This is a genomic window from Paraburkholderia sp. BL21I4N1 (assembly GCF_002973525.1).
Taxonomy (GTDB): domain Bacteria; phylum Pseudomonadota; class Gammaproteobacteria; order Burkholderiales; family Burkholderiaceae; genus Paraburkholderia.
The window spans coordinates 22,026-36,282 of the sequence record NZ_PVEN01000029.1 but is presented as its reverse complement, the minus strand read 5'-3'; the positions used below and the strand labels follow the sequence as shown (position 1 = coordinate 36,282).

16 protein-coding genes and 5 pseudogenes are annotated in these 14,257 nt (G+C 64.4%); 18 read left to right on the top strand and 3 right to left on the bottom strand.

The window, feature by feature from the left end:
- Positions 1–10 precede the first annotated feature (10 nt).
- From B0G83_RS36505 to B0G83_RS36425, 17 genes and pseudogenes are all read left to right on the top strand, one after another.
- Positions 11–1,713: pseudogene (locus B0G83_RS36505) on the top strand (sigma 54-interacting transcriptional regulator).
- Between the two features lie 254 nt (positions 1,714–1,967).
- A complete protein-coding gene (nifB, locus tag B0G83_RS36500; RefSeq protein WP_105512140.1) occupies positions 1,968–3,563 on the top strand; it encodes a nitrogenase cofactor biosynthesis protein NifB in 1,596 nt (531 codons plus the stop codon).
- 40 nt (positions 3,564–3,603) lie between these two features.
- Positions 3,604–3,798: a 4Fe-4S binding protein gene (locus B0G83_RS36495; RefSeq protein ID WP_026226294.1), complete on the top strand. Its 195-nt coding sequence runs from the start codon at positions 3,604–3,606 to the stop codon at positions 3,796–3,798.
- 50 nt (positions 3,799–3,848) lie between these two features.
- Positions 3,849–4,256: an iron-sulfur cluster assembly accessory protein gene (locus B0G83_RS36490; protein WP_105512127.1), complete on the top strand. Its 408-nt coding sequence runs from the start codon at positions 3,849–3,851 to the stop codon at positions 4,254–4,256.
- Between the two features lie 15 nt (positions 4,257–4,271).
- The gene (locus tag B0G83_RS36485; protein WP_105512139.1) at positions 4,272–4,853 is read left to right on the top strand and encodes a hypothetical protein; all 582 of its coding nucleotides are present in this window, start codon (positions 4,272–4,274) and stop codon (positions 4,851–4,853) included.
- Positions 4,850–5,686, top strand: coding sequence for a 4Fe4S-binding leucine-rich repeat protein (locus tag B0G83_RS36480; RefSeq protein WP_105512126.1), 837 nt, complete (start codon positions 4,850–4,852; stop codon positions 5,684–5,686). The genes B0G83_RS36485 and B0G83_RS36480 overlap by 4 nt, the downstream gene beginning before the upstream one ends.
- Entirely contained in the window at positions 5,679–6,059 is a 381-nt protein-coding gene (locus B0G83_RS36475; RefSeq protein ID WP_105512125.1) for a nitrogen fixation protein NifZ, read from the top strand. The genes B0G83_RS36480 and B0G83_RS36475 overlap by 8 nt, the downstream gene beginning before the upstream one ends.
- Positions 6,056–6,331 carry a nitrogen fixation protein NifZ gene (locus tag B0G83_RS36470; protein WP_105512124.1) on the top strand — a complete coding sequence of 92 codons (276 nt, stop codon included), beginning with the start codon at positions 6,056–6,058 and terminating at the stop codon, positions 6,329–6,331. The genes B0G83_RS36475 and B0G83_RS36470 overlap by 4 nt, the downstream gene beginning before the upstream one ends.
- Positions 6,328–6,699 (top strand): hypothetical protein, encoded by a 372-nt coding sequence (locus B0G83_RS36465; RefSeq protein ID WP_105512123.1) that lies wholly within the window; start codon positions 6,328–6,330, stop codon positions 6,697–6,699. The genes B0G83_RS36470 and B0G83_RS36465 overlap by 4 nt, the downstream gene beginning before the upstream one ends.
- Positions 6,700–6,721: 22 nt before the next feature.
- Positions 6,722–7,809 (top strand): annotated as a pseudogene (locus B0G83_RS36460) (cysteine desulfurase family protein).
- 41 nt (positions 7,810–7,850) lie between these two features.
- A complete protein-coding gene (gene nifT, locus B0G83_RS36455) occupies positions 7,851–8,069 on the top strand; it encodes a putative nitrogen fixation protein NifT (RefSeq protein ID WP_007177241.1) in 219 nt (72 codons plus the stop codon).
- 1 nt (position 8,070) lies between these two features.
- Positions 8,071–8,349 carry a hypothetical protein gene (locus B0G83_RS36450; RefSeq protein WP_105512122.1) on the top strand — a complete coding sequence of 93 codons (279 nt, stop codon included), beginning with the start codon at positions 8,071–8,073 and terminating at the stop codon, positions 8,347–8,349.
- Entirely contained in the window at positions 8,336–9,499 is a 1,164-nt protein-coding gene (locus B0G83_RS36445; RefSeq protein ID WP_105512121.1) for a DegT/DnrJ/EryC1/StrS aminotransferase family protein, read from the top strand. The genes B0G83_RS36450 and B0G83_RS36445 overlap by 14 nt, the downstream gene beginning before the upstream one ends.
- A 10-nt stretch (positions 9,500–9,509) precedes the next feature.
- Positions 9,510–10,352, top strand: a complete 843-nt coding sequence (locus tag B0G83_RS36440) for an SIR2 family protein (RefSeq protein WP_105512120.1) — start codon at positions 9,510–9,512, stop codon at positions 10,350–10,352.
- Between the two features lie 55 nt (positions 10,353–10,407).
- Positions 10,408–10,695: pseudogene (locus B0G83_RS36435) on the top strand (2Fe-2S iron-sulfur cluster-binding protein); the annotation flags it as partial.
- Between the two features lie 16 nt (positions 10,696–10,711).
- Complete coding sequence (locus B0G83_RS39500; RefSeq protein WP_105512119.1) at positions 10,712–10,915, top strand: NAD(P)-binding protein; 204 nt, start codon at positions 10,712–10,714, stop codon at positions 10,913–10,915.
- Positions 10,916–10,999: 84 nt separating this feature from the next.
- The gene (locus B0G83_RS36425; RefSeq protein ID WP_105512118.1) at positions 11,000–11,578 is read left to right on the top strand and encodes a hypothetical protein; all 579 of its coding nucleotides are present in this window, start codon (positions 11,000–11,002) and stop codon (positions 11,576–11,578) included.
- A gap of 185 nt (positions 11,579–11,763) precedes the next feature.
- Here the strand turns inward: B0G83_RS36425 and B0G83_RS36420 are convergent, their stop codons facing one another.
- From B0G83_RS36420 to B0G83_RS36410, 3 genes and pseudogenes are all read right to left on the bottom strand, one after another.
- On the bottom strand, positions 11,764–12,000 hold the full coding sequence (locus tag B0G83_RS36420) for a zinc ribbon domain-containing protein (RefSeq protein ID WP_105512117.1): 237 nt from the start codon (positions 11,998–12,000) through the stop codon (positions 11,764–11,766).
- Between the two features lie 18 nt (positions 12,001–12,018).
- Positions 12,019–12,468 carry a hypothetical protein gene (locus tag B0G83_RS36415; protein WP_105512116.1) on the bottom strand — a complete coding sequence of 150 codons (450 nt, stop codon included), beginning with the start codon at positions 12,466–12,468 and terminating at the stop codon, positions 12,019–12,021.
- Positions 12,469–12,625: 157 nt separating this feature from the next.
- Positions 12,626–13,298 (bottom strand): annotated as a pseudogene (locus B0G83_RS36410) (OmpW family protein).
- Positions 13,299–13,483: 185 nt separating this feature from the next.
- Between B0G83_RS36410 and B0G83_RS36405 the strand changes: the two are divergent.
- Positions 13,484–13,795, top strand: a pseudogene (locus B0G83_RS36405) (oxygen-independent coproporphyrinogen III oxidase); the annotation flags it as partial.
- Positions 13,796–14,257 lie beyond the last annotated feature (462 nt).

Sequence of the window (14,257 nt, the reverse complement as noted above, 5' to 3'; positions counted from 1 at the left end):
CAATGTGAACATGCAGGCGGCCGTTGCCCGGCAAGCGCTGGACGGTGTCTACGAGGCGAGCAAGACGCTGGTTTCGTCGCTCGATGTGGCAAAAGCCTTCCCGAGTCCCTGAACTATCTTGTGCGCACCATGGAGTGGCGGCGCGCCTTTGTGGTGCTGGCCGAACCGGACCGGCAACTGGGCGGCCTGAGCGCTACGGGTCTTTCGCGTGACGAGCAGCAGCGTCTTCAGTTCCGTCCCGGCGAAGGCACCGTCGGCCGCGCGTGAAAGAGCGGCATCGGGGTGATCGTGTCCAACGTGAATGATGAACCGTCGCTCCTGTTCGCATGGGTGGCGCGGACCAGATACCGGGGGCGTGCATCGCCATGCTAGCGACGCCGATCCACACCGACCGGCGCACTCTCGGCGTGCTCGCTGTCGATTGCGTGAACCCCGGTGCAAGCCGGCTGTTTGTCGATGACCTGCATCTGGTGATGATTGTCGCGACCCTGATGGGGGTAGACGTTGCTGCTCCAGCGCAGCGTATGCGCGGCGCACGATAGCATGCAGGATGACGTCAGGCGCATGCGGAAGGTGATCAAGCCCGCTTAACTGATCGACCAGGTAGTCGGTGTCTCGGCGGCGATCCAGGCAGTGTTCGCACAGATTCACCAGCTCGCCCCCGCGCGTACCATCGTGCTGCTGCACGGCGAGAGTGGCACTGGCAAGGAATTCATCGCGCGTGCGATCCACGACTTGTCGCCGCGTGGCAGCGAGTCGTTCGTCCGGGCAATTGCGCGGCGTTGATGGAGTCCTTGCGGGAAAGCGAGCTGTTCGGCGACGGGAAAGGCGCCTTCACCGGCGCGCAGGGGCCACAAGTAAGGGCCGCTTCGAACTGGCGGCGGTACGCTGTGCCTTGACGAGATCGGCGATATCGCGCCGTCGTTTCCGGCCTAGCTGTTGCGCGTGCTGCAGGAGCGCGAGTTCGAGCGTGTCGGCGGCATGACGCCGGTGAAGGTGGATGTGCGTCTGATTCTCGCGACCAATCGCAACCTTGAACGGATGGCGACGGCCGGCGAGTTGCGCTCGGATCTCTACTACTGTATCAACGTGGTCAGTATCGAGTTGCCGCCCCTGCGTGAGCGGCGAGAAGATATTCCGGCCAAGGCACAGCTTCTTGCCCGTTTCAACCGTGAAAACGCGCAGTCCATTCGCCTCGACGCGGAAGCGATGCGGGTGCTGATGAGATGCTACTGGCCGGGCAAAGTTCGTGAACTGGAGAACTGTGTCGAATGCAAGGCGACCATGACGCGTGACGGCGTGATCGACCGTTTCAAGTTCCTGTGTCAGGAGGACCATTATCTGACGAAGATGCTGCACTACATCGAGCGCGAGGATGCGGTTCGTCCCGCGCCTCTGGGCGAAATGCCGATCGCTGAAGTGCCGTCGTCGCAGCCGCCGTACGGGCATCATGATCCGGATATGGCGTCGGCACCGGCTGTCTGGTGGGCAGCCCGGCCACTGAGGCTGCCACTGATCTGGATCCGGCGGCGGACGACTGAACGTTCACGACATCGCAAGCCGGGGAAGCCGGAGGGTGACCGCGAACGATTGATCTGGTCGACGGAGCGCAGCGGCTCGGCCCAGGCGAAGGCGGCGCGCTTCCTAGGGATCACGCCCCGGCAGATAGGCTATGCGCTGCATACATCCTCTATTGAGGTTCACCGGTTCTGACCAGGATAGAGAATGCTTCGCCTACCCAGCTTGTGCGGGTCCATCTCGCTGGTTCGGCACATGCGTTCCAGGTCGTGTGAGATTTGTCGCAACACCGACACGACGCAACGAAATTGGAGGGATACGTCGCGCGCCGGGATCATACAGAACTGCGAAATATCCCCTAACACGTTGATCCTTGGCTTTCTTGTCGAGTGGCATGGATCTGGCTTTATGGCTTGCGCGCGGCCGCCGTCGGTTGCGAGGAGATATCCATGCAAGCGAGTTCAAAAGCGAGCGACTTGCCCGCAGCGGCTTATATCGGCATCGGGCAGATTAAACCTCTCGGCGTGAAGATCGAAGACCCGTCCACCGGTGGCGGCTGCGGCACGCACGGTGGCGAGGGTAAGGCCAGTTGCGGCGCGTCGGGCAGTCTCGACGACTTGCCGCCGGACATCTGGGAGAAGGTCAAGAATCACCCGTGCTACTCGGAAGAAGCCCATCATCACTATGCGCGCATGCATGTGGCGGTGGCGCCGGCTTGCAACGTCCAGTGCAACTACTGCAACCGCAAATACGACTGCTCGAACGAGTCGCGTCCCGGCGTGGTCTCTCAGAAGCTAACGCCGCAACAGGCAGTGAAGAAGGTCGTGGCCATCGCAAGCGAGATTCCGCAGATGACGGTACTTGGCATTGCCGGTCCTGGTGATTCGCTGGCGAGCCCGAAGAAGACCTTCGAGACGGTCCGGATGCTGCAGGAACAGGCGCCGGACATCAAGCTGTGCCTGTCGACCAATGGCTTGGCGTTGCCCGACCTTGTGGACGAAATCTGCAAGTACAACATCGACCACGTGACAATTACCATCAACATGGTCGACCCGGCGGTGGGCGAGAAAATCTATCCGTGGATTTTCTGGGAGCACAAGCGCGTGACCGGTTACGAAGCAGCCCGCATCCTTTATGACCGGCAGATGAAGGGTCTCGAGATGCTCACCGCACGCGGCGTGCTGACCAAGATCAACTCGGTGCTGATTCCCGGCATCAACGACGAGCACCTGATCGAGGTCAACCGCGAGGTGAAGAAACGCGGCGCGTTCCTGCATAACATCATGCCGCTGATCTCGGAGCCCGAGCACGGCACTCACTTTGGCCTGAGCGGCCAGCGCGGGCCGACTGCGCAGGAACTCAAGGCCGTGCAGGACGCCTGCATGGGCGGCGCCAACCTGATGCGTCATTGCCGCCAGTGCCGCGCGGATGCGGTTGGCCTGCTCGGCGAGGACCGCAGCGAGGAATTCACGCTCGACAAGATCGAGCAGATGGAAGTGGTCTACGACCTCGACCGCCGCCGTGAATACCAGCAGCGCGTCGAAGCCGAGCGTCAGGCGCAGCACGACGCGAAGCAAGAAGCGCTGGCTGTCTCTCGCGAGATCGACGTCGCCGACGACATGAAGGTGCTGGTCGCGGTCGCAACGAAGGGCGGCGGCCGGATCAACGAGCACTTCGGCCACGTCGCGGAGTTTCAGATCTTCGAGGTCTCGGTAGCCGAAGCGCTGTTCGGCGGCCATCGCCGGGTGGACCTGTATTGCCGGGGCGGTTACGGCGACGACGAGCAACTACCGTCGGTCGTGCGCGCGCTCCACGACTGCCACGCGGTGCTGGTCGCGAAGATCGGCGCCTGCCCGAAAGACGAACTGGCGCAAGCGGGCATCGAGCCGGTCGATCAGTACGTCGGCGAATTCATCGAAAAAGCGCTGCTTGCTTGGTTCAACGACTACCGCAGTCGCATCGCCAGCGGCGCCATCGTGCACCGGGACCGCGGCGATGCTTCAATCCGCCAGGGCGCTTACACCTCGTCAGCCTCAGTGGCGTGATACCCCACACCCTTCCAGACAGGACAACAGGAGAGCCTCCATGCCTCTGAAGATTATTGCGTCCACCTGTACGGGATGCTCGGCCTGCGAACCGGAATGCCCCAATGTCGCGATCAGCGAGAAAGGCGGCGTGTTCGCGATCGACCCCAAGAAATGCACCGAATGCGAAGGCCACTTCGACGACCCGCAGTGCGTCGCGGTGTGTCCCGTGGACGGCTGCATCGTTCAGGTTTGAGTCTGGCTCGTGGCCGGGCCGGCCATTCATCCAACAGGAGTCTACGCATCATGCTGTCCAACGTAACTGTTACGAGCGCCGCCGAGAAGTTCATGCGTCGTATCGTGGGCTTTTCGGGCCTACCGGCTGGCGCCGGCTTTCGTCTGGTGGTGAGCGCCGGCGGCTGTTCCGGCCATACCGCGGAATTCACCGCCGAGCCGGCGCTACAACCAGGCGAACAGGAACTCGACATCAACGGCCTGCGCGTATTCCTGCCGGCTGAGAGCCGGCTGATGCTCGAAGGCATAACGATAGATTTCGCCGACACGCCAACCCAGTCCGGCTTGATCTTCTTCAATCCGAACCAGGCCGCTTGTGGTTGCAGCAGCAGTGCGGATTCGGCGCCGCCAGGCGTGGCGACCATCGATGTCAGCGCGATTGGCCGCGGACGGCCGCCGCTGCCGCGTCAGATTTCCTGAAGAGGAGCGATGGCGATGGAGTTCGGCGACCGTGCCCTCGACGACGCAATGACCGCGTTTGCGCAGAGCGCGATTGGCGGCGGCTTGCCGTCAGGCGTCAATGCATTGATCGCCGAGGCGGGTCGGTTGCGCGAGCGCCCCGATGAGGCGCTCGCGCTGTTGCAACGCGCCCGCGCCGCCGCGCCGCGCCATCCGGTGCCGTTGATCGCGCTGTACCGCTTTTACTTCTACGGCCATCAATTGGCGCAGGCGCGTGCGATCGGCGAAGACGCGCTGGCGGTCGCCCGCACCGCGCTGGGCTCAGATTTCGGCGAGGAACCGCTTGCGGCCGCGAACGTGACCACGCGTTATGACGCGGCCGCGCGTTTTTATCTGTTCACGCTGAAGGGCCTCGTGTACCTCAACATGCGTCTCGGCGACTTTGAAGAAGCGCGCATGCTACTGCGCGAATTGCGCCGGCTCGATCCCGAAGACCGGGTGGGGGGCGCGCTGCTTTCGCATGTCTTGGATCGTCATGAGACCGGCGCCGGGTCCGACGATGCAATGGATGCGCTGGGTGCGTATCCGACGCGCGGCTGGACGGGGACGCAACCATGAGCGTACAGAACGTGCGCGTACCAGGCGGCGACATGGTACCGCGCCACTGGCAGGGCGGCCCGCTCGACTGCACCGGCTGCGGCTACGTGCGGTTCCGCGAGTTGCCGGCGGAGCACGGTTGTGGGCCAGGTCACGCGTGCATGCAGGATGCGTACGCGCGCCGCATCGAGCGCTTCTTTCACTGGCACCCTGAACTGGCCAACGAGCAGCTTGCGCATCCGTACTTCGAGGTGCGCGCAATCGCCGCGAGTCACGCCGATGTGTTTTGTCTGCCTGCATTGCTCGGCGATCCGGACGAGATGGTCCGGCTGCAGCTCGCGTTGCGATTGCCGCAGGCGCAACTGGCGCGCCTGATCCACGATCCGCATCGCGAGGTGCGGATTCGCGTGGCGCAGCGCGTGTCGCCTGCTGCATTGGTCGGCATGCGGGGCGATTCCGACTACGGCGTGCGCGAGTGGGTGGCGCAGCGTCTGCCGCTCGCGCTGCTGCCGCAGATGATCGGCGACCCTGATCGCGTAGTCCGGATGCGACTGGCCGAGCGTCTTGAGATGCCCGCGCTGCTGCGTATTGCCGACGACAGCGAGGCCGAGGTACGCCGCATCGTCGCTGAGCGTCTGCCCGCGACGCTGCTATCGCGCCTCGCGTTCGATCCCGATTGGCGAGTGCGCTGGGAAGTCGCGCGGCGCGCCGCTGGCGAAATCGTGGCGTCGCTGGTGGATGACGCGGACGAAGAGGTGCGCGCGCTCGCGCGGCGGCGCCGGCAGTCGGGCGAGGTCGCGAACCTGATGACCACCGGACAGACGCAACGATCAGCAGGAGCGAAGCATGGCTGACATCAACCGCGACGACGACCTGATTGAGGTCGCGTTTCCCCCGCGCTTCAACTACGGCGAGCGCGTGATCGCACGCTCGGTTATCCGCAACGACGGTACGTACAACGGCAAGGACATCGGCGAAGTGCTGGTGAACAAGGGCGAGATCGGCTACGTCACCAGCATCGACACCTTCCTTCAGCAGTTCTATATCTACGCGGTGGATTTCGTCGAGAGCGGCCACCGTGTCGGCATGCGCGCGAAAGAGCTATGTACGCTCGACAACCTGCCGGACGACGTGCTGCAAGGCTTGGGCGAGCGGGCCCAAGCGCTGCACAAGATCGGCACGCGGGTCCAGCCGGAAACGTCGCAACCGCAGGAGCCGTCAGCATGAGTATCGAACCGGTTCAGCCTGCTTATCAGTGGGGCATGCGCGTGAACGCGCTGGATGACCTGTGCAACGACGGCAGCTTTCCGGAGCGCGGCCAGGACGATTGTCTGGCCGAGGCGGGTACGGTCGGCGAAATCGTCAACGTCGGCCAGGTGGTTGAGAGCTGCGAGCCGGTCTATCTGGTGGATTTCGGCAACTGTGTCGTCGGATGCACGGGGAATGAAATTGCGCCCGCACCCGCCGGCCTGCTACCTGAAGAAGGAGCCATGTCATGACGGTTCAGACGAGTGCGCCAGAAGCGGCGGCGCCGCGCGACGGTTTGCGCGCGAGCCGCCCGTTCGACCTGACCCAGCGCCAGATCGAGCAAGCGTTGCGCGAGCGTACCCGCTACCACTATGTGCTGCCGCGCGTGCTGCGCGATGGGCAGGGGTTCCGTGTCGAGAGCCCGTGCTGCTCCCGCAATGTCGACGCGAATGGCGGGCTGATCGACATAGCCTGGCTCACGCGCGATGAAGACGGTATGTGGCACCTGAGCGCGCGCGATCATGCGTCGCACCGATGGATGCTCCAGCATGAGAGCACCGGTCTGGCCGAGCTGCTGGACACGCTGTGCATCGATCGCGAATGCGTGTTCTGGCCGTGAAGCAAACTAACGGAGCCGGGCGATGATCTATCTCGACCACAACGCGACCATGCCGCCAGCCTCCGCCGTGGCGCAGGCGATGCTGTCCATCCTGACGGATGCGTGGGGCAACGCGTCGCCGCAGCATGCCGTCGGGCAGCAGGCGAAGGGCGCGCTCGCTGCGGCCCGCGCGACGATCGCGCGAGCGCTCGGTTGCGAGCCCGCAGAGTTGATCTTCACCAGCGGCGCCACCGAAGCCAATCACCTGGCCGTGTGCGGGCTGCACGCGGCGGCGCCGGGGGGGCGGCACCGTGGCGTATTCAGCGCGATCGAACATGCAGCGCACCTGAAGCTGGCGCGTGCGCTGGCTGCACGCGCCGTTGCGGTCGACTACATCGCCGTGCGGCCCGACGGGACGCTGGACCTCGACAGTGCCGCCGCGCTGATTGGACCTGACGTCGGGGTGGAATCGCTGATGGCGGCCAACAACGAGACGGGCGTATTGATGCCGGTCGCCGAAGTACGCGATCTCGTGCATTCGGCCGGCGCGCGCCTCCATGTCGATGCGACGCAGTTCATCGGCAGGCTGCCGTTCCATTTCGTGCAGAGCGGGGTCGATGCGGTGTCGCTGTCGCCGCACAAGCTGCGCGTGCCGAAGGGCATCGGTACGCTGCTCGTGCGCCACGGCGTGACGCTGGTGCCGCAGGTACAGGGCAGCCAGGAACGGCATCGACGCGGCGGCACCGAGAACCTGCCGGCCATCGCCGGCTTTGCAGCGGTGCTCGAGCGTATCAGCGACGTAGCGAGCGAAGCGGCGCGCGTGGCCGCGCTGCTTGACGCACTGGAGCAGGGGCTGCGGTGCGCACTGCCGGCCGTCCACGTGTTTTCGGCGCAGGCATCGCGTCTGCCCGGCACCAGCTACCTGCGTTTCGGCGAGGTTCCCGCCGAGGTCGTGTTGCAGCGCATCGAGCTGCTGGGCGTTGCCGCGATGGATGTGCCGCGCGATGAGGCGCTGGCGGCGGTGCGGCTGTCGCTCGCGAAACCACTACGGCGCAGGACATTGAGTACGTGCTCGCCTATCTGCCGCCGTTGCTTCGTCCACTGCTGGAGGAAGCAGCGCATCCCGCTTGAACGTGCTTTGAACCTGTCATCAATCTCCGGAGTCCGAAACCATGAAAGTCATGATCCGCAAGGACAGCAAGGGCGCGCTGAGCGCCTACGTGCCAAAGAAGGACCTGGAGGAGCCCATTGTCGCGATGGCGCAGCCCGGGATGTGGGGCGGTCTCGTCACGCTCGCGAACGGCTGGCAACTCGAATTGCCCGCGATGGCCGACGATACGCCGCTGCCCATCACGGTCGAAGCGCGGCGCATTGCGGGCGTGGAGGAGTGAGATGACCCTGAACGCCGAGCAATTGGACTTCGCGGCGGACCTGCTCCGCACGGCACCGACGCTACGCGACGCCGCCACGCAATGGCACGAACGTTATCCCGAGGTGCGCACAATGCATGTCAGCGCAGCGGTGATGCGCGACGATATAGCAGCGCTTCGGTTCGGTGTGCGCAGTATCTATTTTGCGATGTCGGCCGGGCATTGCAGGTCCATCACGCAGCGGCCTGAAGAGGCCGATGCGTTGATCCTGACCGAGGACGGGGCGCATGGAAATCGATGAGATCGCGCTGAGCGAACCGGCTTGCGCGGCGCGCGAGATCGATTTCGTCAACGCTGTGCTGCAATCTTCGCGTTGGAGCGACGGGCCGATGCTTGATTCGTTCGAGCGCGCGTTTGCGGGCTGGGTTGGCCGGGAGTATGCGGTCGCGGTCGCGAGCGGCACGCTCGCGACCTGGATTGCGTTGCGCGCGATGGGGATCGGCCCGGGAGACGAGGTGGTCTGCGCGTCGCACACCTGGCATCAGGTGGCGCAGGCGATCACGCTGGCGGGAGCCATGCCGGTGTTCGCCGACATCGACTACTGGAGCGGTTGTCTGAGCGCCGAAAAAGCCGCGCAGAAGATCGGCCCTCGCACGCGCGCGATCCTCGCCGGCAATACCAACGGCCACCCGGCCGCGTGGGCGCTGCTGCGCGAACTGGCCGACGCGCAGCGCTTGCGGCTGATCGAAGACAGTACCGAGGCGTTGGGCTCGCGCTACCGGGGCCGCAACGTCGGCTGTTTCGGCGACGTATCAGTGTTCGACTTCTCCAGCCCGTCCGCGCTGTGCACAGGAGCGGGCGGCATGCTCGTCACCGACGATGACGAACTCGTCCATGAACTGCGCTATCTGCGCGAGCGGCGCGTCACGGACCGCGCGTCCGTCTCGGTCGGCTCGTGGGTGCCGCTGCAGGCGGGCATCAGTGATCTGACCGCCGCGCTCGGTCTCGCGCAACTGGCCGAACTCGACACACGCCTCGCGCAGCGAAAGCAGGTCGAGACCTGGTATAACGAAGAGATGCAAAGCTTCGAAGGGATCAAGCCGGCCTACCTGGCAGAGGACGTCGAAGAAGTGCACCGGATGCTCTATGTTGTGCATTTGGGCAAACGTTTTACGCAGAGCGCGCGCGCCCAGATGATCGACGACATGAAATCTTGCGGCATTGAGACGGTGGCCTACAGCCATCCGCTGCATCAGCAGTTCCACTACTTGAACGCGGGCGATGCGATCGGCCGCAAGAGCGGCCTGTTGCCCGACACCGAGCGCATCGGCGATCGCGCGCTGGCGCTGCCGCTGCACACGCTACTCGACACCGACCAGGTCAAGTACATCGTCAAGACGCTGAAAGACACCGCGACCAACGTAGGCGCCGGCGCTGCCATTTATCTGTGAGGCGCACTCCATGACCGTTTCAGTCCAGACCATCGCCGAACGCCTGTGTGCGGGCGGCGTCATTCCGTATCTGGGACCGGCGCTGCTCGCGCTGTGCCCCGATACGGCCGCCCCTGCCACGCCGCTCGCGCTCGCCGAAATCATCACGGCCAAGGTCAGCGTGCTGCACAAGATCCGCACCCGGCTGACCCAGGCGGCGCAGTTCATCGAAAACTTCAAGCATCGCAAGTCGCTGGTGAGCGTCATGAATGAGGCCTTCGCCATTACGTCGACGCCGTCGGCACTGCATTGCGCGCTGGCGGCGATCGGTGCCGGGCTGGTTGTCGACAGCTGGTACGACGACACCTTCGCCTGCGCGCTGGCGCAGGCGCGGCCGCAGGGCGGCTGGGCGCAGTTGCAGGGGCTGTCGCAGGCCGAGCATTTCGGCCATTGGTTCGCGGCCTATAGCGCAGACGGCGCGTTGCTGGATGCCGTGCCGGCCTCGGGCGCGCTGCTCTACAAGCCGATTGGCGGCCATGCGCCGGCCTCTAACTACCTGGTCTCTGACAGCGACTTCGTCGAAGTCATGACCGAGATCGATATCCAGACGCCAATTCCGCCCGCCGTGCAGGCGTGGCGCAGCGGTCGAAGTTTTTTGTTTCTGGGCTGCCGTTTTGACGACCAGCTCACACGCAGCTTCACGCGCCAGATCATGAAGCGCTCCTCCGACATGCACTGGGCCGTGCTGCCCGACGAACCGACGCGTATGGAGGCGCGCTTTCTCGAAGAGCAGGGCATCACGTGCATCGCGATGCCGCTGGGCGGGTTCGCCGAAGCGTTGGTGGATGCCTTGCAACCCGCACTGGCCGCGTGAAGCGCGGTCGCTAGCCAGCGTTCTTTATCCGTAGCCTTCTATCAAGATCGCCATCATGACCACACTGACCGTACTGCCTTCAGGCAAGACCTACGACGTTGCCGTCGGCGCGACCCTGCTGCAGGCACTGCTCGCCGTAGGCGAGAGCATCGAGCACAAGTGCAACGGCAAGGCCGACTGCGGATCGTGCCGCCTGTTCGTACAGGAAGGGCGCAAGAGCCTGTCGAAGATCCAGCGGCTCGAAAACGACAAGCTCGATACGCTCGTCGGCATCGGCTCCAAGTCGCGCCTCGCCTGTCAAGTCGTGCTGGCCGAAGAGCCGGTGACCATCGAACTGCTGACTTCGTCTGAGCGGCGAGATGACCGCGGTCGAATCGCTGGTGGTCGACGTGGCCATCGTCGGCGCGGGTCTATGCGGCGTCGCGCTGGCGCGCGCACTGCACGCTCAGGACGTTTCCGTCGTTGTCAACGAAGCGCGCGAGCGCGTGGGCGGCCGTGCTGACGCAACAACGCTAAGCCACCGGTCAGACGCTGGGTCTAGGTCCGGCCTGGTTCTGGCCTGATGCCTAGCCGCGCATCGGCGCGCTGCTCGACGAACTCGAACTGGGTATGCCGAGCGTGCGGCAGCACGACCCCGGCGATGCACTTTGGCTCACCGACCCGAACCGCGAACCACGAACGACGAATCGCAGCGGCGCGAGGGGCCGCTTGAGAAGCATGCCGGGGCGCGCCGCATCGCAGGCGGGACGGCGCGTCTGGTCGATACGCGGGCTGCTGCGCTGCCGGCAGCCTGCGTGCGGACCAGCAGCGCGTTGCTGATGCTGCGTGACCGCGGCGCCTGGCTTGAACTGCAAACACGAAGTAGCGCTGCGACACGCGTGCTGCGTGGCCGCCGGGCGGTACTCGCGTTGCTGCAGCGGGGGGCGGAGCATGTCAGGTTCGATCCGCCGCTGCCCGCGCTGCTTGCTGACGCGCTCGCGGCCACACCAACGCTGCTGAGCGCGGAGCTGGCGTTCAACAACACGTCGTGCGCGTTGCCGAACTTCCCCGATGAGCACCAGCCGGACGCGGCGCTGCTACGTGCGATCGCGCTCGAATTGAACGCGCGTCTCGTGCATGCCTGTCCGGACATCGATCCTGCGGCGGTGCCGGCACGACCCGTAGCGCCGCTATCGAAACCAGCGCGCGGCTGGCGATCATCGAGCAGGCCGGCACGGCCGCGATGATCCTGACCGAAGGCGTGGATCCGGGTAGCGCCGAGATACGGGCAGATGCCATTCGCGCGTTCCGGCAGGCAGTCGGCGGTGGCCTGTTCCAGCGTGCCGGCCACATGACGACGGTGAGACTGAGTGCCATCGGGTAGGCGCCCCTCGAAGTTCACATGCATCGACAGCGCGATTCCCCGTTCGGCTTAGCGCAGCAGCTTGCAGCGCTCGGCCGGCGAATAGTTGCTGAGGTGCCCTTCGCGGGCCGCCTGACGCCGCGCGAAGGAGATGATCGCGCGGCTCTTGCCGGGCGAGGCCGGCGCGCTGACCTGCTTGTCCAGCGCGGTGCCGCCGCATTGCGGGCAGACGGGCGTGTGGCCGGCGCGCACCAGCGTTTCGAATGCGTGGCCGCAGGCCGCGCAGCGGTAGTCGTACAGGGGCATGGTGATCCGATCTCCGTTTCAGGTGGATGGGGCGCAGCGGATCGCGCGTTGGTGCGAGCTGTGGTCTGTCATTGCGGCGCAGTCTTCGAGCAGCATGTCCGGGACCGGTGCGTGCGCGCCGAGCCCGATCCAGGTGTACACCAGGGTCGAATTGGAGCCGACCATACGGCGCTCGTCGCATTGCATCAGCGACCGGCGGAACAGCAGCGGCTCGGCCAGCAACAGCGCCAGCGCGACATTGGCGTCGATCGTTTCCGGCACCACTTCGCTCGACTTGATGCGCGGTGCCGCGCGGTTGAACCACTCGCAGACCGGCTGCGGCGCCATGAAGGCCCTGCAGCGTGCGGCGGTCCAAGGCCAGCTCAGTAGGTTGCACACGTCGAGCGTGTGGCCGGCCATGCGCAGCAGGGCTTTCTGGCGCGCATTGCCGGAGCAGCCGGGTTTTTGTAGATGGTGAGGTGGGACCATTGCCGGCGTTCTCAGGTTTGACGCAGCAGTTGCAGGTAGTCGAGGCTGGCCGCCATGTCGATGGCAGTGAAGTCGTCCTGGTAATGCACAGCCGGATCGGCGCCCAGTCCGAGCAGCGTGCGCACTTAACAACGGAACGGAACACTCGCTGCGCTCGCTAGAATTTCATTCCAACGCCTGTTCCCAGTACTAGCGGGTCGATGTCCAGTCGGCCCAACGAACTGCCGCCGACCGAGGCATCCGTGTGCATTCAGATCTTCTTGATATCCGCGTTGAGAAAGACGGTCTTCGTGATATGCACGTCGGCGCCAGCATGCACCGCCGGACCGAAGCTGCTGCGTGACACCTGGGGTGCCTTCTGGGCCCGCGCTCAGGCCGTCGTTGTAGAAGTACGTGTAGTTGACCCCCGCGCCGGCATACGGTCGGATCATGCCAGCATGGTTGAAGTGATATTGCAGCAGTGTCGGTCGTAGCACGTTCACGCCACCCAGATCGCAGAGACCAGACGTCACGTGTTGCCGCGAGGTACCGAGAATCAGCTCGACGCCGATCGCGTCGCGGATCATATAGGTCAGGTTCAACTCCGGCACGAGTGCGTTATTGACACCCATGCCGAGCGACGACAACGTGCCGCTGGTGTGTACTTCCGGCTCGATCGAGATGGCACGCAAACGCACGAGTACGTCACCGGCGTGGGTCCCGTCCGCCGGCACCGCGCCTGCCATCGTGCTTCCGTTCGCGCTTACGTCATTCGCGTATGCCCGTACTTCGAATAAACCGGTAGCGCACAGGCTTGCCACGATCATCACGGCGTTAATCATGTGCTTCATCGCTTTCCCCTTGTTGACGTATGCGGGGAATTGTCGACGCGCAAATCAGGGTGGTCCTTGCGCAGGATCAACCGGTCCCGAGCCCGAAGTCAAGATGCGACATCGGGTCACGCGTCGGAATGTCGAGATAGCGGGAGCCTTGAGGCCGGACTATTGGCCTTCACCCGCATTGACCGGTACCCAGCCGGTTGCCGGTCGAACGCGGAATTGCCCTATCGCCTGACGATGCGTTGCGTCGGGAGGTGATCATGACGCTCATGTGCAGCGTGCCGCTGAATTTCGCGGCGATCTCGCTAGCGCATCAGATCGACTGCGTCCGCTATTTCTCAAGTGAGCTTACTGCCCTGGAACCATACCGGGAGGCGGGACCGGTGAGCATCGATGGAAACGGCATCTCGATTGCCCCAAAAGGCCGGTTCTTCGTGCGTGCAGTGGCCATGGTGTTCGACGGTTATCTGGAGCGCCCCTCGAGCGCGTCCTGGTCAAAACTGATCTAGCGGCACGACCGTCGGTGGCTGGCGCAAACAACGCGACGAGAAGTGTTCGTCGAACTCCGAAATAGCAACGCCAAGGCGCGTATTCGCTGATCCGGATCAGATTGTCCCGCGCATCGAGAATGCTGCGAGCGTTGCATTACCCGCAAACCGCACCGTCAGCAAGGTGTTCCCCTGCTCACACGGGCGCCGCAGAGTCTGTCCTTCGTTCCGCGCCACGTGCTCCGTTACGACCCTCGATTGCCAGATCGAGGCCATTCCTCGCAGCCTGGCTCTGCTTCAGTTCAGCCATGAAGACATGGGCGATCGCCTGATTGAGCCCGCGCACTGCGTCAGTGCACCGCACCCCGCCGCTTTGTTCATCCTTGATCGACATCAATCACAAAGCTGGCCGGTTGTCGGACCATGACGCTGCGAGTGTGATGCCGCATGCGTCAAGCCAGCTTCAGGTCAAAAGTGCCACAA